Annotated in this window: 13 protein-coding genes; 6 read left to right on the plus strand and 7 right to left on the minus strand. The window is 71.9% G+C overall.

The window, feature by feature from the left end; translation table 11 throughout:
* The 5 genes from OYE22_RS23500 to OYE22_RS23520 form a co-directional block, all read right to left on the minus strand.
* Positions 1 to 909 carry a carbohydrate ABC transporter permease gene (locus OYE22_RS23500; protein ID WP_277322252.1) on the minus strand — a complete coding sequence of 303 codons (909 nt, stop codon included), beginning with the start codon at positions 907 to 909 and terminating at the stop codon, positions 1 to 3.
* Positions 910 to 912: 3 nt separating this feature from the next.
* Positions 913 to 1,902: a sugar ABC transporter permease gene (locus OYE22_RS23505; RefSeq protein WP_277322253.1), complete on the minus strand. Its 990-nt coding sequence runs from the start codon at positions 1,900 to 1,902 to the stop codon at positions 913 to 915.
* Between the two features lie 11 nt (positions 1,903 to 1,913).
* Complete coding sequence (locus OYE22_RS23510; RefSeq protein WP_277322254.1) at positions 1,914 to 3,260, minus strand: ABC transporter substrate-binding protein; 1,347 nt, start codon at positions 3,258 to 3,260, stop codon at positions 1,914 to 1,916.
* Positions 3,261 to 3,665: 405 nt separating this feature from the next.
* Complete coding sequence (locus OYE22_RS23515; protein WP_277324286.1) at positions 3,666 to 4,820, minus strand: ROK family transcriptional regulator; 1,155 nt, start codon at positions 4,818 to 4,820, stop codon at positions 3,666 to 3,668.
* Between the two features lie 336 nt (positions 4,821 to 5,156).
* Positions 5,157 to 6,227, minus strand: coding sequence for a mechanosensitive ion channel family protein (locus tag OYE22_RS23520; protein ID WP_277322255.1), 1,071 nt, complete (start codon positions 6,225 to 6,227; stop codon positions 5,157 to 5,159).
* Positions 6,228 to 6,505: 278 nt separating this feature from the next.
* Between OYE22_RS23520 and OYE22_RS23525 the strand changes: the two genes are divergently transcribed.
* Positions 6,506 to 7,042 carry an HNH endonuclease gene (locus OYE22_RS23525; protein ID WP_176161630.1) on the plus strand — a complete coding sequence of 179 codons (537 nt, stop codon included), beginning with the start codon at positions 6,506 to 6,508 and terminating at the stop codon, positions 7,040 to 7,042.
* Between the two features lie 552 nt (positions 7,043 to 7,594).
* Here the strand turns inward: OYE22_RS23525 and OYE22_RS23530 are convergent.
* Positions 7,595 to 10,741 (minus strand): beta-N-acetylglucosaminidase domain-containing protein, encoded by a 3,147-nt coding sequence (locus OYE22_RS23530; protein WP_277322256.1) that lies wholly within the window; start codon positions 10,739 to 10,741, stop codon positions 7,595 to 7,597.
* 711 nt (positions 10,742 to 11,452) lie between these two features.
* Here OYE22_RS23530 and OYE22_RS23535 point away from each other — a divergent pair.
* From OYE22_RS23535 to OYE22_RS23555, 5 genes are all read left to right on the plus strand, one after another.
* A complete protein-coding gene (locus OYE22_RS23535; RefSeq protein WP_277324287.1) occupies positions 11,453 to 11,716 on the plus strand; it encodes a hypothetical protein in 264 nt (87 codons plus the stop codon).
* A 502-nt stretch (positions 11,717 to 12,218) separates the two neighbouring features.
* On the plus strand, positions 12,219 to 12,461 hold the full coding sequence (locus OYE22_RS23540) for a hypothetical protein (protein WP_187059818.1): 243 nt from the start codon (positions 12,219 to 12,221) through the stop codon (positions 12,459 to 12,461).
* A 332-nt stretch (positions 12,462 to 12,793) separates the two neighbouring features.
* Entirely contained in the window at positions 12,794 to 13,789 is a 996-nt protein-coding gene (locus OYE22_RS23545) for a LysR family transcriptional regulator (RefSeq protein WP_277322257.1), read from the plus strand.
* A gap of 362 nt (positions 13,790 to 14,151) precedes the next feature.
* Positions 14,152 to 15,390 carry an allantoicase gene (gene alc / locus OYE22_RS23550; protein WP_277322258.1) on the plus strand — a complete coding sequence of 413 codons (1,239 nt, stop codon included), beginning with the start codon at positions 14,152 to 14,154 and terminating at the stop codon, positions 15,388 to 15,390.
* Positions 15,391 to 15,538: 148 nt separating this feature from the next.
* Positions 15,539 to 16,507 carry an acyl-ACP desaturase gene (locus OYE22_RS23555; protein ID WP_277322259.1) on the plus strand — a complete coding sequence of 323 codons (969 nt, stop codon included), beginning with the start codon at positions 15,539 to 15,541 and terminating at the stop codon, positions 16,505 to 16,507.
* A gap of 166 nt (positions 16,508 to 16,673) precedes the next feature.
* Here OYE22_RS23555 and pepN read toward each other — a convergent pair whose 3' ends face one another.
* Positions 16,674 to 19,280 carry an aminopeptidase N gene (gene pepN / locus OYE22_RS23560; RefSeq protein ID WP_277322260.1) on the minus strand — a complete coding sequence of 869 codons (2,607 nt, stop codon included), beginning with the start codon at positions 19,278 to 19,280 and terminating at the stop codon, positions 16,674 to 16,676.
* Positions 19,281 to 19,416 lie beyond the last annotated feature (136 nt).

The following is a 19,416-nucleotide window of genomic DNA, read 5'->3' on the forward strand; positions in this document are numbered from 1 at the left end:
TTAGCCCTTTACTCCGGTGAGAGTGACGCCTTCGACGAAGGCCTTCTGTGCGAAGAAGAAAACGATGATGACCGGCGCCATGACGAGCAGCGTCGCCGCCATGGTCAGGTTCCAGTTGACGCTGTGCGCGCTCTTGAACGACTCAAGACCGTAACTCAGCGTCCAGGCTCCGGGATTCTGTGCCGCGTAGATCTGCGGGCCGAAATAGTCGTTCCAACAGTAGAAGAACTGGAACAGGGCGATCGCCGCTATGCCCGGCTTGGCCATCGGCACGACGATCGTCAGCAGCGTACGTATCTCCCCACAGCCGTCCACACGGGCCGACTCCAGGTATTCCTTCGGGATCGTCAGCAGGAACTGACGCAACAGGAAGATCGAGTACGCGTCGCCGAACGCCATCGGGATGATCAGCGGCCACAGCGACCCGGAGAGCCCGAACTGCTGGGCCCACACCAGGTACATCGGGATCACGATGACCTGCGGCGGCAGCATCATCGTGGAGATGACCAGGATCATGGCGCCGCGCCGGCCACGGAAGCGGAACTTCGCCAGCGCGTACGCCACCGGAATGGACGAACAGACCGTGAACAGCGTGCCCAGACCCGCGTACAGCAGCGAATTGCGCCACCAGGTCAGAAAGCCCGGCGTGTTGAACACGTCCGCGTAGTTCGACCAGCGCCACTCGTGCGGCCACAGGTCACCGCTCATCGCCTGGCTGTCGCTCATCACCGAGGTGAGGAAGACGAAGACGAACGGCAACACGAAGAACAACGCGGCGGCCAGCGCGCCGGTGTGCACGGCTATCCAGTGCAGCACGGACTTGCGGCGCGCACGGGCCGCCACCTGCGCGGGCGTCGGCGTGGGCCGGGAGGCGCGCGTGGCGCGCGGGGGAAGTGCGGTGGTGGTCATGGATCAGTCCTCCGCCGTCAGCAGCCCGGCGCGCTTGCGCATCAGCAGGGTGGTCACGGCCATGGCGATGGCGAACAACACGAGGGAGAGCACGCATGCCGCGCCGGTGTTGAAGTTCTGGAAACCCAGCGAATAGACGAGCTGCGGCACGGTGAGCGTGGAGTGGTCCGGATATCCCGGCTGAATCGTCGTGCCGGGGCCGACGCTCACACCCGACGCGAGCTTTCCGGCCACCAGGGCCTGCGTGTAGTACTGCATGGTCTGCACGGTCCCGGTGACCACCGCGAACATCACGATGGGCAGGATCGAGGGCCAGGTGATGTAACGGAACTTCGCGAAGGAACCCGCGCCGTCCAACTCCGCCGCCTCGTACTGCTCCTTGGGCACGTCCAGCAGCGCGGCCATGAAGATGACCATCAGGTCACCGATGCCCCACAACGAGAGCATCACCAGCGACGGCTTGGCCCAGTCCGGGTCGTTGAACCAGTTCGGCGCCTCGATGCCCACCGCGCCGAGCACCTCGTTCACCGGCCCGGTGCCCGGGTTGAGGAGGAAGACGAACGCCACGGTCGCGGCCACCGGCGGCGCCAGGTACGGCAGGTAGAACGCCGTCCGGAAGAAGCCGACACCCGTCTTCAACTTCGTGATCAGCAACCCGATCCCGATACCGAAGACGACGCGCAGCGCCACCATCACCACGACCAGCCACAGCGTGTTCCACAGCGCGGGGCCGAACAGCGGCATCTGCTCGAACACGTACTTCCAGTTCCGCCAGCCCACGAACGTGGCCGGCTCGATCTGGTTGTAGTGCATGAACGAGAAGTAGACGGTGGCGATCAGCGGATAACCGAAGAAGACGGTGAATCCGATCAGCCAGGGAGAGAGGAACCCGAGGGTGCGCAACCGGTCCCGCTGGTGCTTGCGGCGCAACGCCGCGGCGTTGTCCGACCCGCCGGACGGGACGGCCTCCACTGCTTTACGTGTTCTTGCCATGGTGGGCCCCGTCAATTCTGCGCTTGAAGAGTGTCGGCGTCTATCTGGTCATCGAGTTTTCGCAGCCCCTTGTCGAAATCGTCGATCTTTCCCGACTCCGCGTCATAGGCGAAGTCCTGGAGCGCGAGCACGTACTGCCCACCGTTGATGGACGGCGGCAGCGCGACGCTGTCCGGGTGCTGGGCGATGCCGAGGAAGGTGCGGAACGTCGGATCGGCGTCAAGCTTCGGCGAGGCCAGGGCCGCCTTCGTGGACGGCACGTTGTGAATCGCGTTGGCGAACGCCACCACCTGGTCGGTGTCCGCGGTCAGGAAACGCACCAACTCCCACGCGGCGTTCTGGTGCTTGCTGCTGTGCGCGATTCCCGCGACGGTCCCCGTCAGATAGCCGCGACCGTACGTGTCGGCCTGGTCGTCGGGGACCGGCATCGGCGCGGTGCCCCATTCGAAGTCGGCCTTCGCGTCGTTCAACATCAGGCCGCGCCACTCGCCGTCCATGTGCATGGCGAGCTTCCCGGTCAGGAACGCGTTCTGCGAGGACATCTCGTCACCGAACGTCGTACGGAACTTCTCCAGCGCCCCGTACCCGCCCAGCGCCTTGACCAGGTCTCGCTGCGTGGTGAAGAAGTCCTTAGCGGCCGGCTCGTCCGCCAACCGGGCCTTACCGTCCTCGTCGAAGTAACGCGGACCCCACTGCGCGAACATCCGGTCCGGGCTGTTCTGGTAGAGCCGGAAATTGGGCATGAAACCGAGCTGCTGATATCTGTCGCCCTTGCGCTGCGTCAGCTTCACCGCCGTGCGCTTCAGCTCCGACATCGTGCGCGGCGGACGCTCGATGCCCGCCTTCCGGAACGCGTCCTTGTTGTAGTACAGGCCGAACGCGTCGGCCAACAAGGGCAGCGCGCACTGCTCGCCCTCGAACTGCGTGTAGTCCAACAGCGTCTTCGGGAAGACCTTGTTCTTGTCCAGCCCCGTCTTCTTCATGAACGGGTCGAGATCGACCCACATGCCCGATGAGCAGTACTGGCCCACGTTGTTGGTGGTGAAGGAGGACACCACGTCGGGAGCCTTGCCACCGCCGGCGCGCAGCGCCTGGTTCATGGTGACGTCGGTGACGTTGCCGGTGGCCTTCACCTTGATGTTCGGATGCAGTTCCTCGAACCGGTCAATGCTGTCATTGATGGCCTTGACCTCGTTCGGCTCGGCCCAGCCGTGCCAGAACTTCAGGGTCACGGGCTTGGTCGGGTCGTCGTTCGCGCTACCGGTACTGGGATTGGCACACCCCGCCAGCAGTAGCCCGGTGGTGGCGAGCACGGCGGCGAGGACGGCCGGAGCGCGGTGCGTACGCGTTCGCGGCATGGCGGACTTCCTTAGCGGCGGGGAAAGGGTGCGGGTGGGACGGGTGATTCGGGTGGTGTGATCGGTTCGGGTGTGAGGGGAGGCGAGCGGAGCGATGGGGAATCGCGGGACTCGCCGGAGCCGGGGGCCACGGGAACCGTGAGAGCCAGGGGAGTCGAGAGCTACAGAGCTGTTGAGCTGTAGCCATGACGGCCACGGGAGGCTGCGGAGCCGGCGGGGTTACGGGGCTAAGAGTCGTACGAGAGACATGGCGGCACACCGGGGTTGTGAGAGGGCGCTGGGATGAGCGGCGCGGTGGGCAGGCGGAGGGAGGGGAGGGACGATCGGGGGACGAGAGGCTGGGGAGGGCGGTAGCGGGAGGGGGTGCTGGTCGTGGTGGTGTCGGTCGCGGTGGTGGCGGTGCGATCAGCCGGTATCGAAGACGGTGTCGCGGGCGTCGGCCAGTGCGGTGCGCAGCGCGCCGATCAGGATGGGGCTGCCGTCGAGCGCGCTCAGCCGCAACTGCGGCCGGGGCAGGGCGAGTCCGGTCAACTCCTCGTGCACCAGGGCGAGCAGCCGCTCCCCGCCCGCCTGCGCGACCTCACCGGAGAGCACGACCAGCTCCGGGTCCACGACCGCGATCACCGAGGCGATGCCGGTGGCGAGCCGGTGGGCCAACTCGGCGAGGACCGCGTCACCCGCGCCCGGGGTCGCCAGCGCCTCGGCCAGCGCGGCCGGCGCGTCCCGGGCCGAGATGCCGTGCGCCCGCGCCAGCGCGAGGACGGCGGGCGACGAGGCTAGGCGCTGGAACCCGCCGCCGGCGTCCGGTCGGGCGAAGGTCTCGGCCTCGCGGGCGAGCGGGGCGCCGGGCAGCGGCATGTAGCCGATCTCGCCCGCGCCGCCGGTGGCGCCCCGCAGCAGCGCCCCGTCCAGCACGATCGCGGCGCCCACGCCCTCGTCGGCCCAGACCAGCACGAAGTTGTCGAAGTCCTGCGCGGTGCCCCGGTCGTGCTCGGCCAGCGCCACCAGGTTCACGTCGTTCTCGATGACCACCGGGGTGCCCAGCGCGGCGGTGAGGTCCTCCCGCACCGTACGGGACTGCCACCCGGGCAGATGCGGCGCGTACCGCAGGGCGCCGGTGCGCGGGTCGAGCGCGCCGGGGGTGCCGATGACCGTACGGTGCAGCGCGTCGCGACCGAGCCCGGCCGCCCGCAGCGCGCCGTCCACGGCCTCGACGACCACGGTGGACGTACGGTCGCGCACGCCGTCGGCCATCGCGTCGGCCGGCAGGCGGTGTTCGCCGACGACCGTACCCGCCAGGTCGGCGACGACCGCCGTGACGCCGAGCGGGTCGACGGACAGCGCCGCGACGTAGGCGATGGTCGCGTTGATCTCGTAGAGCTGGGCGTTGGGGCCGGGGCGGCCGGTGGCGGTGCCGGTGGCGCGCACCAGGCCCGCCGCCGCGAGCCGGCTGAGCAACTGCGACGCGGTGGGCTTCGACAGGCCGGTCAGCTCGCCGAGCTGGGTGCGGGTGAGCGGCCCGTGAGCCACCAGGAGGTCCAGGGCCGCCCGGTCGTTCATGGCCCGCAACACGCGTGGCGTTCCTGGCGTACCGACCATGGCTGACCACCGCCCTTCGCTGCTCAGACGACGGGCCCCGTTGCCGCGCCATCTATTAGGAAAGTTTCCTAACGGTGAACAGGAAGGTAGGCGCCCATCCGCGCCTCGTCAATGGTTCGATCCGAACGTCCGTCCACGCCTACCCAAAGCGTTATCGACGGCCCGCCCCGAACCACCCCCGCAACGCGGCGCCGCGCCGCGCCCTGACAGGCGCGGCGCGGCTTGGCGTGGAGCGGCTGGGTGAAGTGGGGGAGTGGGGAAGCGGAGTTTGGGGCGGGGGCTGGTGTGGGGTGGGGGTTACTTCTGGAGGTTCGGGGGCGGTGGCGGTATCGGCGAGGCCGCGAGGGACTGCGGTGAGGTCGGGCTGGCCAGGGCGGAGGGCGCGGCGACGCCGGCCGTGGGGTCGGGGGCCGGCGCGGCGCCCTCGCCGGTGGGCGGCGGGCCGCCCACGATGCGAATGCCCTCCGCGTCCAGCGCCCGCTTGATCCGCCAGCGCAACTCCCGCTCCACGCTCAGCGACTTGCCCGGCATGGTCTTCGCGGAGACCCGGATCACCATCGAGTCCAGGTACACCGCGTCCAGGCCGAGCACCGTCACCGGCTCCCACAGCGCCTCGTCCCACGGTTGCGAGGTTCCCATCTCCTCGCCCGCGCGAAGGATGACCTTCTTCGCCTTCTCCAGGTCCTCGTCGTATCGAACCTGCACGTCGACGCCCGCCGTGGACCAGCCCTGACTGAGGTTGCCGATCCGCTTGACCTCGCCGTTGCGTACGTACCAGATCTCGCCGTCATCGCCGCGCAGCTTCGTCACGCGCAACCCGACCTCGATCACCTCGCCGGAGGCCACCCCCGCGTCGATCGAGTCGCCCACGCCGTACTGGTCCTCAAGGATCATGAAGACGCCGGAGAGGAAGTCGGTGACCAGGTTGCGGGCGCCGAAGCCGATGGCCACGCCCGCGACGCCCGCACTCGCGAGCAGCGGCGCGAGGTTGATTTCCAGGGCGGAGAGGATCATCAGCGCCGCCGTGCCGAGGATCATGAACGAGGCGACGCTGCGCAGCACCGAGCCGATCGCCTCGGACCGCTGCCTGCGGCGCTCCGCGTTGACCAGCAACCCGCCGAGCGCCGTGCCGTCCACGGCCTGCGCGGTGCGGTTCATCCGGGAGATCAACCGCGTGATCGACCGGCGAATCACCGAGCGCAGCACGAACGCGATGATCACGATCAGCAGGATGCGCAGGCCCAGACCCAACCAGTCGGACCAGTTCTCCCCGAGCCAGCTCGCGGCGCTCTCCGCGGACTCTTGCGTCTCGTCGAGCGCCGTGGCGGGTGGCGTCGCGTCAGCGGACGGAGCGGCGGACCGGAGCACGGCAAGTAACCCTTCTGTGGGGATATGCCTGGCAAAAGCGCCTCGGCAGACCCTCCACACTAACGGGGCACGCACAGGTGTCTCGTTGTGATGTTCGAACGACAACCAACGACAACTACGAGCAGCGCGGGCGTGAACAACGAGATGAACAGGCTGTGGTTGAAAACACTCTTGGTCCGTTACCTGGTGGTGGTGGCGCTCTCACCAGGGCTGCGTAGACACTAAGGGGAGATCGTCCCGGCGCGAGCCACGCGCCGCCGGCGTACAGGGAGGCACCCGTGCCGCATGTTCTGGTCCTCAACGCGTCGTACGAGCCGCTCGGCGTCGTACCGCTCCGCCGCGCGCTCGTACTCATCCTCAATGACAAAGCTGTCAGCCTTGAGGAGTCAGGCGCCCTGATGCACAGCGCGACCCGCGTGATACCCGCACCGAGCGTCGTCCGTTTGAAGCGGTTCGTGCGGGTCCCCTTTCGGGCCCCCGTTCCGCTGACCCGCCGCGCCCTGTTCGCCAGGGACGGCGGCCGCTGCGCCTACTGCGGTGGCGTCGCAACCAGCGTCGACCACGTCATCCCGCGCAGTCGGGGCGGCCAGCACGCCTGGGAGAACGTGGTCGCGGCGTGTCGCCGCTGCAATCACGTCAAGGCCGACCGCCACGTGGCGGAACTCGGCTGGCGGCTGCGCCACCAACCCGCCCCACCGTCCGGCCTGGCCTGGCGCATCATCGGCACCGGGCATAGGGACCCGCGCTGGCTGCCATACCTGCAGCCGTACGGCGCGGAAGACGCGATGGCTCGGATCGACGGCGTATCCGCCTGAGAACCGGGCCATCGTCATGTGTACGCGGCGCCGCGCACGCAGTGCGCGGTGCGCCTGACGCCGTCGGCAGGGGGCGGTTCCGTTTGGGCGCGGGGCTGGTTGGGCGTGACGCTGGTCAAGGCGGCGCCGGCCGGGCGTGGCGTCGGTCGGGGGCGGCGCTGGTTGGGCGTGGGGCCGGTCGAGCGTGGCGCTGGTTGGGGGCGGCTCCTTTTGGGCGTGGCGCTGGTCGGGCGCGGCGCTAGTTGGGGGCGGCTCCGTTCGGGTGCTTCGCATCGAGTGATACCCGTCGGTGGTTCCGTCGGGGTGGTTCCGTTCGGGAGGTCCCCATCGGGTGGTTTCGTTGGGGGGTTCGTTCAGGGCGGGGGTGCGTTCGGGGGCCGCTCCCTCGGGTGGGGAGAGTGGCCTTCCTGGGGGCCTCCCCCCGCCCCCGCCCCTCCCCACCCCCTCCCTCCACCCCGCCCCCCGGCGCCCTCGCCCTCGTCGACGGGCCAGCCGGCGCCTGCCGTCCCGCCTACGGCGCTCCGGCGCTACGGCGCCCCCAACGCTCCCGCGCTACGGCGTGACCGCGTGAGCCCGTACCGACCACAGCGAGTACCCGAAGCGTGTCGCGCGCTCGTCGCCCTGGACCCGTATGAAGCGGGTGTCGGGGGCGTCCACGTGGATCGTCTCCCGACCGCCCGCGCTGTCCTGGACCGTCGCCGCCGTGCGCCAGGTACGGCCGTCGGGTGAGACCTGTATCCGGTACCGGGAGGCGTGCGCGTCCTGCCAGTGCAGGTCGACGCGGCCGAGCCGGGTCGGGCGGTCCAGTTCCAGTTGGAGCCAGGCGTGATCGGTGGCGGGCGATGACCAGCGCGTGCTCGGGTCGCCGTCGATCACGGCCGACGCGGGGAACTCCGCCGTCTCGTCGGCCGACGAGGTGGCGCGCGCCTTCCGGGCCAGGTCCGGGCCGCCGGTGCGGTGGTGGGCTCGCACGGTCAGCGTGACCTCCTCCGAACCGAAGCGGATCGGCAGCCGGTACGCCCCGGGCTTGGTGCCCGCCGGCACGGCTATCTCGACCTCCGCGGTCGCCGTGCCGCCCCTCGGGGCCGTCACCTGGGACGGTGCCGTGACGCGCAACCCGTCGCGGGCGCGCACCGTGAGGTTGCCGCTGACGTCGCCGGGGCGGCGGCCCGCCACCGAGACCTTCACCCGCGCCGGCCGGCCGCCTATCTCCGCGTCCGCCTCCGTCTGGGACAGGCCCAACTCGGCCGCCGGGGCGTCGGCGAACCAGGGCGTGACCTCCTGCACGGCCGGCGGCCGCACGCCCGCGTCCCAGCGCAGCCGCACCGCGTCGGCCCGCACCCCCTTGCCCGCCGCCTGGGTCCACCCGCTGGCCGACAGTTCGCCGAGCCGCCGCCAGCCGTGCCCGGGCACGCGGGCCTCCACCTGGCCTATCGAGCGGGCGGCCCGGTCCGGGTCCTGGGCGGCGGACCCCGTGGTGAGCACCGTCACGGCGCTGAGCGGGCGCCGCTCGCCGAAGGTGACGGTGACGGGCTCCGCCCGCTGGGCCTCACCCGCGGGGTCGCCCGGGGCCCCGGACGCGGGCGGCGCGGGGGGCCGGAACGCCGTCGTTGGGTCGCCGTCCGCGGCCCGCTCCGCACCCGCGTTGGGCGACAGCTTCCGCGCCCGCTCCCTGCCGCCCGTGGCATCCAGTCCCCACCAGGCGTCCGATTCGGTGACCGCGCGGGTGAGGAACTCCGGCAGGACGCCCTTGCCGACCGTGACCGGGCTGGCCGCGATCCGGGCCCGCCACGTGCGCAGTTCGCGCTGGGCCCGCCAGGCCGCCGCGCCATCGCCGCCGGCCTGCGCGGTGAGGGCCGCGACGGCCTGCTCGCCGGCCGCGCCGAAGCGGCCCAACTGCTCCAACCACGGCGCGACCTCGCCGTCGAACGTGCCGGCCAGGAGCTTGGGCGCCGTGCGCAGCGTGTGGAACTCGGCACGCAACCGCTCGGCCGCGCGCGCGAACCGCTCCTCAGCGGCCCGGTCCGACTTCTCGGCGGTCTGTGTGCCACCCGGATGGCCGCCGCCTTGGGCGGCTTCCCGCGCCGCCCAGAACTCGTCGAGTAGCGGGCGCAGGTACGCCGATTCGGGCACGGTCCGCGAGCGGTCGCGCCCCCAGCCGCCGAGGAGCGAGGACGCGTCGTTGCCGGCGAAGGCGTTCAGGGCGGCACGGGTGCGCGGATCGTCGCCCGCGAGGTCGTCGATCGCGGCCCGCCACGAGTCGTGCGGCCGGTACCCCTGCGGGTTCCAGGCGAAGTCGGCGGTGGTGAACAGGGGGATGCGGGAGGCCGTCGGCTGCTTCATCGCGTTGGCGAGCAGCGCCGACGAGCCGCTGGCCACGGCCGGGTCGCGGCCGGAGTAGGGGCCGAGGAAGAGGCGGTCCTGCGCGTAGTCGTTGATCGGGTAGTTGTCCATGGTGACCAACGGGTGGTCGAAGGCGGTGCGGGCCTCGGCCATCTCCTGGCCCGTGATCGTCCTGGGCACCACGCCCACGCCCGTCCAGGCCACCTCCACCTGCGGGGCCAGGGCGTCGGCGAGCGCCTCGCGGAACTCGGTCGCGCCCTTCTGGTAGTACTCGGTGGGCAGCAGCGACAGGGCCTCGGCGCCCGGGTGCCGACTGGCGAGGTGCGCGGCGAGCACGTTGGCCACGGTCGCCTGCGCCTGCGCGGCGGCCTCGGGACCCGAGCCGAAGGCGTCCGCGTCGGCGTCGCAGTGCCACTCGCTGTAGCTCACGTCCTGGAACTGGAGCTGGAAGGAGCGCACGCCGAGCGCCCACATCGCGTCCACTTTGCGCTCCAGGGCCCGCAGGTCCTCGTTGGAGGAGAAGCACATGGCCTGCCCGGGGGAGAGCGCCCAGCCGAGCGTGACGTGGTTGCGCCGGGCGCGGTCGGCCAGCTCCCGGAACTCGGCGCGCTGCCTCGCGGGGTACGGGTCGCGCCAGCGGGCCTGGCGGAAGGTGTCGTCCCCCGGCGCGTACAGATAGCGGTTCTGCTTCGTGCGGCCCAGGAAGTCCAGTTGGGCCAGGCGCTGTTGGTGCGACCACGGCGTCCCGTAGAACCCCTCGGTGATGCCGCGGGTGCGCGTCGCGGGCCAGTCGCGCACGCTCACGCCCGGCAGCGCGCGCGATGCGCCGGGCTTCTCGCCGCGGTCGGTGGCGAGCTGACGCAGGGTCTGCGCGGCGTGGAAGAGGCCGTCGGGGCCGACTCCGGACAGGGCCAGGGTGGCGCGGCCCCGCACCAGCCCGGTCGCAAGCCGGTAACCGCCGCTGGGCAGGTCGCCCCTGGCCGGGGCGCGCAGCGCCCGCAGCGCGTCGTCCGCGCTCGGGCCCCCGGCGTGGACGACCAGGCCGTCGGCGGGCAGCCGATCGCCGGGGACCGCGTCGGTCACCGTACGAGCGCCGGCGGCACGCAGCGCCGAGCGCAGCACGCCCAGCGCGTGCGGGTCCGCGTCCGTGGGGGCTACCAGCGTCACGGTGGTGGAGACCGGGGCGGGCGGGCCAGCGGCGCGCATGGACTGGGGGCGCGGCCACACCGGGGGCAGCCCGTCGACGGAGGTCTCGGGGGACTCCGCAGCGCTGGGCACCTCGGGTCGCCCCGGCGCGGGGGCGGCGACGGCGCTCGGCGCGGGACCGAGCAGTCCCCCGATGATGGCGGCGGCCATGGCGGTCGCCCCCGCGGCGCCCGTGGTCCGTGTCGCCCGCGCCCTGTTCCCCCGGAGCCGCACAGCCCCTCCTTAACTCGTCCAGAACTCGTCCAGCGCCTTGCGTCGTCCGCGGCAGGGAGCCGTGGGACGTGGCGGATACAGCGATTGTGGTGGATGCGGGGAAGGCGTGACGAGGGCTGTGGATAACTAGTTGTGGGCTAAACGGATAACGCGAATGGGGGTGTGGATGACGAGTCACCGCGCCCGCCACAACGCGCTACGGTCGTGTCCTCGCCGCCTTCGTGCACAGATCCCGTACCCGAACCCGAGTGCGGCGCGGGCGGGGTCGGCGTGGGTTGAGCGGTGGCCGCGCGGGCGGGCGCGGAGTGGCGTGCGGGTGCCGCGAGTTGACCGGTTCGTCGAACCCACCACTCGGCTGTTCGAGGTGTCAACGACGGTGACCGAAGTGCCGCGATCGCCGGTTGTGGGGGCGTTTGGATGGGGGTCGATGACTCGGATCGGTCCGTAAATCCGTCGTCACAGTGCGCTGCTCGGGCTATATCTCGCTGTGAACGGCCGTGGGGAGCGGGGAATCGCCTGCCGGGGCGAGAATGTGACCTGGACCACGTTAAAGGGTGAGATGCGTCTGTCTCGGCTCGCAATGGGTAGGGCTCGACGTGTCTCACCGCCCACCGACATCAGGAGGCCCGTGTGGCCGCGCCCGTGCACATTTTCCCGCACACCCTTTCCAAACAGGCGGAGCCGTCCCAGCCCGACCTCTACGAGGGCGTGTCCGACCCCGAGTCGGCGCTGGACGGCTCCGGTGCCTGCGGGTTCGAGCAGCCCCTGACCAGCGAACCGCCACTGTCCGACGCCGCGCCGCTGACCAGCGAGCCGCCGCTGGGTGCCGAGCGTCCGCTCACCAGTGAGCCCACGGCCGCCGCCTACCCGGTCGAGCGCGCCGACATGGGACCGGCGCCCGCGGCCTGCTGACCGCCGCCGCCCGATGATCACAGCGCGCGCGGGAGAGCGGGGGCAGGGTGCGCCGCGGGCGCGGTGACCCGCGCGACGGGTGGACCAGCGCCGATACCGAGACCCGGCCGTCGACACCCGAGCACTGAGAACGAGTACGGGGAACCCCAACCTCCGCGCGCGCCACACCGGGCCCGGACCTGCGCGCCACACCGGGCCCAGACCTCAGCGCTCCGCCGGCTGAACCGTTTCCCCCTGCCTTTCCCCTTGCCTTAACCACGCGCCAGCCTCGCCCCGCGCCAGCCTCGCCGCGCGTCCCCGAGTCGGCGCCCTCGCCCGCGCTCCGCACCGTGCCGCCTCCCACCTTCGCGCCACGCCGCCCCGCGTCCCGGCACGTCAAAGCCGCGGCGACCCGGCCGGCGACCGCCCGTAACGGCGTTCCTCCGCGAGCCCAGGCGAGAGCCGGGCGGACGTTACGGACCCCGGGCGCGCGGTGCCGGGGCCCGTTGGGTAAATTGCTGCTGTGAGCACTAAGGCCAAGAAGAACGCCCTGCGCGCCGGTACGATCACCGCCGGGCTGACGTTGATGCTGCTGATGTCGTCCCCCGCGTTCGCGCTCACCCGCGACGACGGTGACGACCCGGGTCCGGGTCTGAGCGTCATGGAGACGCTCGGCCTCTACGTCGCCGCTCCCATCGTGTCGTTCCTCGTGATCGCGGGCCTCGTGATGATCGGCAGCAAGAGCGACAAGCAGACCACGAGCTGAAGCCCCGCTCCACCGTCAGGCGCTCGCGGCGCACGCCGTGAGCGCCTTTGGTGTGCCCGGACTTCGGGGCCGTATCCGCTAGCGCGCGCTGGCCCGCCGCCCGGCCACACGCCTACGACCCCCGCCTCCACCCGTACGGCCCCTGACCGCGCACGTACGACCGCCGCGCCGCCGCTCACCGCACCGCCGTGGGCCACCGCACCACCGTGAGCCGTCGAGCCGAACCGTGAGCCGTGGCCCGGCCCCGTGGGCCGTCGGCCGGGTGGGGGAGGCGTTGGGTCCGGGCGTGCGCGGTGGGCTCCGCGCGGGGCCGGGCTGGGTAGCGTTTGCCCATGGCGGACTGGGATGTCAGAAAGCTCCGCGTGCTGCGCACCCTCGATGAGCTGGGTACGGTCACCGCGACCGCCCAGGCCCTGCGCATGACGCCGTCGGCGGTCTCGCAGCAGCTCTCGGGGCTGGCCAAGCAGTTGGACGTGCCGCTGCTTGAGGCGCACGGGCGGCGGGTGCGGCTGACGGACGCCGCCCGACTCGTACTGCGACACACCGAGGAGGTCTTCGCCCAGTTGGAGCGGGCGGAGGCGGAGTTGGCCGGGTACCGGCGCGGGGAGAGCGGGCGGGTACGGGTCGGCGCGTTCAGTACCGCCATCCCCGCCCTCGTGGTGCCCGCCGCCCAGCGACTGCGCCGCCGCTACCCCGCTCTTGAGGTGCGGGTGCACCAGGCCGAGGCGGCGGAGGCGTACGAACTGCTCGCCCGGGGGACCGTCGACCTGGCCCTGTCGCTGGCCGCGCACGCGCCGCCGGCGCGGGACCCGAAGTTCGCGCGCGTACCCCTGCTCGCCGACCCCCTGGACGTCGCGCTGCCCGCCCGGCATCCGCTGGCCGCCGCGCCCGACCTGCGCCTCGCGGACCTGGCGGGGGAAGCGTGGATCTACGGCAGCAGCGGGCCCTGGTCGGAGATCACCACCGTCGCGTGCCAGGCGGCCGGATTCGTACCCGAGCAGGCGCACGCCGCCGCCGACTGGCCCTCGATCCTGGCCCTGGTCGCCGCCGGGATGGGCGTCGCGCTGGTGCCGAGGATGGCCATGGCCGCGGAGTACGGCGGCGCTGACCCGGCGGTCGCCGTGCGGGTGCTCCGTGCCGACCGGCCGTGCCGGCACGTCGTGGCCGCCGTGCGCAAGGGGGCCGAGGGGGCGCCGGGCCCCGCCCGGGTGCTGGACGCGCTACACGCCGTGGCGGCCGCGCGGCCCGGCCAGCCGACGGCGCGACGCATCGAACCGCTTCCGGGCGTGGCCCGTGCGGGAAAGGGCAAGAACGTTCAGCTCAACTGAAAAGTCCGGTCAGAAACTTTCGATGGACCGGCGAGGTCGCGGCTGCCACGCTCGGGTAGCGGGCCAACCCCCGCGCAATTGCCACCCGTTCACCGCCGCCGCCTGCCGCTGCCCGTCCGCCACCCGTCACCCGCCGCCTGCCGTTCGTGCTCGTCCGCGCCGACCGCGCGCGTCCGTCCCGCCATCCGGCGCGGGCGCCCGGTGAGGCCCCCGCGCCCGGGCCAGGCGACCACGTCACCCGGGCTACGCGAACCGCGCCACCCGGGCCAGGCGACGGCCACGCCACCTCCGCCAAGCGACCCGCCAAGCGAACCCACCCGGCGATCCCGCCAGGCGGCCCCGCCCACGAAAGGCGATCCTCCATGCCGGCCAGCTCCGACGCGCACCCCGACCCGACCCCCGCGACCCCCGCCCCGCCGCCGCCCACACCCTCCGACACCGACACCACCACCACCGACACCGCCCCCGGGGCCGACTCCCACGCCGACGCCGACGCGCGCCCGTACCGTGGCGGCGACCCGTACGCCGACTACCGGGGTAGCGAGTTCCCGTTCGCCGCGCTCGTGGACCTCGCCGACCGGCGGCTGGGCGGCGGGGTCGTCGCCGCCAACGACGAGTTCTTCGCGGAGCGCGAGAACCTGCTGCTGCCCGGGCCCGCGACGTTCGACCCGCGGGCCTTCGGCCACAAGGGCAAGGTGATGGACGGCTGGGAGACCCGGCGCCGCAGGGGCACGGGCGCCGACCACCCCTTTCCGGCCGACGGGGACCACGACTGGGCGCTGCTCCGGCTCGGCGTGCCCGGCGTCGTCCACGGAGTGGTCGTGGACACCGCCCACTTTCGGGGGAACTACCCGCAGCGCGTCAGTGTCGAGGCCGCGGCCGTCCCGGGCACGCCGAGCGCGCGGGAGTTGCTCTCGGACGCGGTGCGCTGGGAGCCGCTGGTGCCGCCCACGCCCGTACGGGGCCACGCCGCCAACGGCTTCGCCGTCGACGCGGAGCGGCGCTTCACCCACCTGCGCCTGTGCCAGTACCCCGACGGCGGGATCGCCCGGCTGCGGGTGCACGGCACGGTGGTCCCCGACCCCGAATGGTTGGGCCTGCTCGGCACCTTCGACCTGGCGTCGGTGGTGCACGGCGGGGCCGTCGAGGACGCGTCCGACCGCTTCTACTCACCCCCCACCAACATCATCCGCCCCGACCTGGCCCGCCAGATGGACGACGGCTGGGAGAACCGCCGGCGCCGGGAGCGGGGCAGCCACGACTGGGTGCGGTTCCGGCTCGCGGGGCACGGCGAGATCCGTGCCCTGGAGATCGACACCGCCTACCTCAAGGGCAACGCGGCGGGCTGGGCCGCGGTGTACGGCTGCGACGCCACGGCCGCCGACCCGGCCGACGAGGCGTCCTGGTACGAGATCCTGCCGCGCACCGCCCTGCGCCCCGACTCCCCGCACCGCTTCCGCCTCGCCGCCCCCGCCACCGCCACCCACCTGCGCCTCGACGTCTACCCGGACGGCGGCATCGCCCGGCTGCGCGCCCACGGCGCCCTGACCGCCACCGGCCAGGCCCGCCTAGTGGAGCGTTACGCGGCACTCACCGACTGACCCCGCGCCCCACGCGTCACACGGGCCGGGCGGAAGGCGACGGCTTGGCGTTTACGGACGCTTTAACCTACGTTGTCGTAACCTACGGAACCGTAGGTCGGACACGTCCCCAGTAGTCCGTTACTCCCCGTCCCCAGGAGTCCCCGCTGTGACCACCGCCATAACTCGTCGTCCGGGAAAGGCCGCATGGAGCGACAGCCAGTTGTTGTACGCGCTCGAAGAGGTCGTCGAGACCGAGCTGAACCGGCATCTGGGCGTCGCCAAGGAATGGATGCCCCACGAGTACGTGCCGTGGAGCGACGGCCGTAACTTCGACGGTGTGATGGGCGGCGAGGCGTGGGCCCCCGACCAGTCCAAGGTCAGCTCGGTCGGCCGGGTGGCGCTGGTGGTCAACCTCCTCACCGAGGACAACCTGCCCAGCTACCACCACGAGATCGCCACCCTCTTCGGCCGGGACGGCGCCTGGGGCACCTGGGTGCACCGGTGGACCGCCGAGGAGGGCCGGCACGGCATCGTGATGCGGGACTACCTGCTCACCTCCCGCGCCGTCGACCCCGTCGAACTCGAACGCTTCCGCATGTCGCACATGTCGGAGGGGTTCGAGTCCGACAACGCGCACAGCATGCTGCACTCGATCGCGTACGTCGCTTTCCAGGAACTCGCCACCCGCATCTCGCACCGCAACACCGGTCACCACTCGGGCGACCCGGTGTGCGACCGGATGCTGGCGCGCATCGCCACCGACGAGAACCTGCACATGGTCTTCTACCGCAACCTGCTCTCGGCGGCGTTCGAGATGGCCCCCGACCAGACCATGTGCGCGGTGCGCGACGTGGTGGTGGCCTTCCGGATGCCGGGCCACGGCATCCCCGGCTTCGAGCGGGCGGCGGCCCAGATGGCCATCGGCGGCATCTACAACCTGCGCATCCACCACGACGACGTGCTCCAGCCCGTGCTGCGCTACCTCAAGGTGCTGGAGATCTCCGGGCTCGGCCCGGACGGGCTCGCGGCACAGGAGGAGCTGGGCATGTTCATGGGCGGGCTCGACGAGCAGGCGACCCGCTTCGACGAGCGACGCGAGGCGCTGCTCGCCCGCCGGGCCGCCCGGGGCCGCTAGCCCCCGCCCGGCGACGGCACGCGAGCCCCGCCACCACGCGATCGGCCCCCGCCCCCCCACCAGGAGGGACGGGGGCCGACCCCTGTCCGTCGACGGTCGCGGCCCGCCTCTGCCACGCGGAAGCCTCAGCCCGCCGCTGCCGCGAGAGCGCTATGCCGCAGCCGCGCTATGCCGCCGCTGCCGCGTCGGCGTCAGCCCGCTGCGCACGCAGCGCCCGCTCAACGCCCGCGCGGTTCTCCGTCACCACGCGGCGCAGCGCCGCGCTCGGCTCGGCGCTGGCCAGCCACGCGTCCGTGGCGTCCAGCGTGGCCTGCGAGATCTGCAACGAGGGGTAGAGGCCCACCGCGATCTGCTGGGCGATCTCGTGGCTGCGGTCGTCCCAGACGCCCTTGACCGCCGCGAAGTACTTCTCCGCGTACGGCGCGAGCAGCTCGCGCTGGTCGGCCTGGACGAAGCCGTTGATGGCCGCCTCCTGCATGGCGTTGGGCAGCGTGTCCGACTCCACGACCGCCGCCCACACCTCCGCCTTGGCCTCCGGCGTCGGGCGCGCCGCGCGGGCGCTGGCCGCGTGCTGCTCGCCGGCCGAGGTCCTGTCCCGCTCCAGCTCGGCGTCGATCGCCGCGTCGTCGGCGCGGCCGGTGGCGGCCAGCCGCAGCAGCAGCGACCAGCGCAGGTCGGTGTCCACGGCCAGGCCCTCGATGGACTGGCTGCCGTCGAGCAGCGCGGCCAGCAGGTCCAGGTGCTCGTCGGTGCGGGCGGTCGCGGCGAACGCGCGGGCCCACGCCAACTGGTGGTCGCTGCCGGGCGCGGCGGCTCGCAGGTGCTCCAGCGCGGCCTCGCCCCACTTCGCGAGCCCGGTCTCGCGCCAGGCGGGAGCCGCGTACACGTCAAGGGCCAGCTTCACCTGGCGGTGCAGCGACTGCACGACGCCGATGTCGGACTCCTTGCCGATGCCGGAGAGCACCAGCTCCAGGTAGTCGCGGGTGGCCAGCTCGCCGTCGCGGGTCATGTCCCACGCCGAGGCCCAGCACAGCGCGCGCGGCAGCGACTCGGCGAAGTCGCCCAGGTGCTGGGTGACCTGGCGCAGCGACTCCTCGTCCAGGCGCACCTTCGCGTACGACAGGTCGTCGTCGTTGAGCAGCACCACGGCGGGGCGCGGCTTGCCGACCAACTGCGGGACCGGCGTCAGCTCGCCGTCCACGTCCAGCTCGATCCGCCCCCAGTCCTCGCCGTCGGGCACCCCGGCACCGCGCACCAGCTTGCCGTTGGCGTCCAGGTCGTAGGCGCCGATCGCGATCCGGTGCGGGCGCGGCGTCGGCTCGCCCTTGGCGCCGGTGGGCAGCGCGGGGGCCTCCTGGCGGACGGCGAAGGAGGTGATGATCCCGTTCGCGTCGGTCTCGATCTCCGGGCGCAGGATGTTGATGCCGGCCGTCTCCAGCCACAGCTTCGACCACGTCTTCAGGTCGCGCCCGCTGGTCTCCTCAAGGGCGCCCAGCAGGTCGCTCAGCCGCGTGTTGCCGTACGCGTGGCGCTTGAAGTACGCCTGCACGCCACGGAAGAACTCGTCCTGCCCGACATAGGCCACGAGCTGCTTGAGGACGCTGGCGCCCTTGGCGTACGTGATGCCGTCGAAGTTGACCAGCACGTCGTCCAGGTCGTTGATCTCGGCCATGATCGGGTGCGTGGACGGCAACTGGTCCTGCCGGTAGGCCCAGGTCTTCATCGAGTTGGCGAACGTGGTCCACGAGTGCGGCCACTTCGAGCCCGGGGCGTACGCCTGGCAGGCGATGGAGGTGTAGGTGGCGAACGACTCGTTCAGCCACAGGTCGTTCCACCACTCCATGGTGACCAGGTCGCCGAACCACATGTGGGCCAGCTCGTGCAGGATCGTCTCGGCCCGCACCTCGTACGCCGCGTCGGTCACCTTGGACCGGAAGACGTACTGGTCGCGGATGGTGACCGCGCCCGCGTTCTCCATCGCGCCGGCGTTGAACTCCGGCACGAAGAGCTGGTCGTACTTGGCGAACGGGTACGCGTAGTCGAACTTCTCCTCGAACCAGTCGAAGCCCTGCCGGGTGACCTCGAAGATCGCGTCCGCGTCCAGGAACTCGGCCAGCGAGGGGCGGCAGTAGATGCCCAGCGGCACCGAGCGCCCGTCCTTCTCGTACGTACTGTGCACGCTGTGGTACGGGCCGACGATCAGCGCCGTGATGTAGCTGGAGATGCGCGGCGTGGGCTCGAAGGTCCAGGTGCGGTCCTTCGGCTCGGGCGTCGGCGAGTTGGAGATCACCGTCCAGCCCTCCGGGGCCACCACGGTGAACTGGAACGTCGCCTTCAGGTCCGGCTGCTCGAAGGACGCGAAGACCCGGCGCGCGTCAGGCACCTCGAACTGGGTGTACAGATACGCCTGCTGGTCCACCGGGTCGACGAACCGGTGCAGCCCCTCGCCGGTGTTGGTGTACGCGCAGTCGGCCACGACGCGCAGCTCGTTGCGGCCCGCGCGCAGGTCGGGCAGCGCGATCCGGGAGTCGGCGAAGACCTCGGCCGCGTCCAGCGCCGTGCCGTTCAGCACCACCTCGTGCACCGCGGGCGCGACCAGGTCGATGAACGAGGAAGCGCCACCCTCGGCGCTGTCGAACCGGACCGTGGTCACCGAGCGGTAAGTGCCACCTTCCTGCGCGCCGGAGAGATCGAGCTCGATCTCGTACGCGTCGACGGTGAGCAGGCGCGCCCGCTCCTGCGCCTCTTCGCGGGTCAGATTCGTGCCAGGCACCTGGGCATCTCCTAACTTTTCGACGTACGTCAGCCGTAGTGACCAGCCATCCTTCCACGCCGCGCGGGGCGGCCCCGCTGAATATCGCGCCCATCCCGTGGCCGGTGCCGGCACGACGCGGCGGGGCGAGCCAATG

The sequence above is a fragment of the Streptomyces sp. 71268 genome (assembly GCF_029392895.1).
Lineage (GTDB): Bacteria > Actinomycetota > Actinomycetes > Streptomycetales > Streptomycetaceae > Streptomyces.

Bases quoted from the DNA above. Each gene is read 5' to 3' on its own strand.
- OYE22_RS23515 (WP_277324286.1), bottom strand. From the start codon at position 4,820: ATGAACGACCGGGCGGCCCTGGACCTCCTGGTGGCTCACGGGCCGCTC.
- alc (WP_277322258.1), top strand. From the start codon at position 14,152: ATGCCGGCCAGCTCCGACGCGCACCCCGACCCGACCCCCGCGACCCCC.
- OYE22_RS23510 (WP_277322254.1), bottom strand. From the start codon at position 3,260: ATGCCGCGAACGCGTACGCACCGCGCTCCGGCCGTCCTCGCCGCCGTG.
- OYE22_RS23545 (WP_277322257.1), top strand. From the start codon at position 12,794: ATGGCGGACTGGGATGTCAGAAAGCTCCGCGTGCTGCGCACCCTCGAT.
- OYE22_RS23505 (WP_277322253.1), bottom strand. From the start codon at position 1,902: ATGGCAAGAACACGTAAAGCAGTGGAGGCCGTCCCGTCCGGCGGGTCG.
- OYE22_RS23500 (WP_277322252.1), bottom strand. From the start codon at position 909: ATGACCACCACCGCACTTCCCCCGCGCGCCACGCGCGCCTCCCGGCCC.
- OYE22_RS23530 (WP_277322256.1), bottom strand. From the start codon at position 10,741: ATGGCCGCCGCCATCATCGGGGGACTGCTCGGTCCCGCGCCGAGCGCC.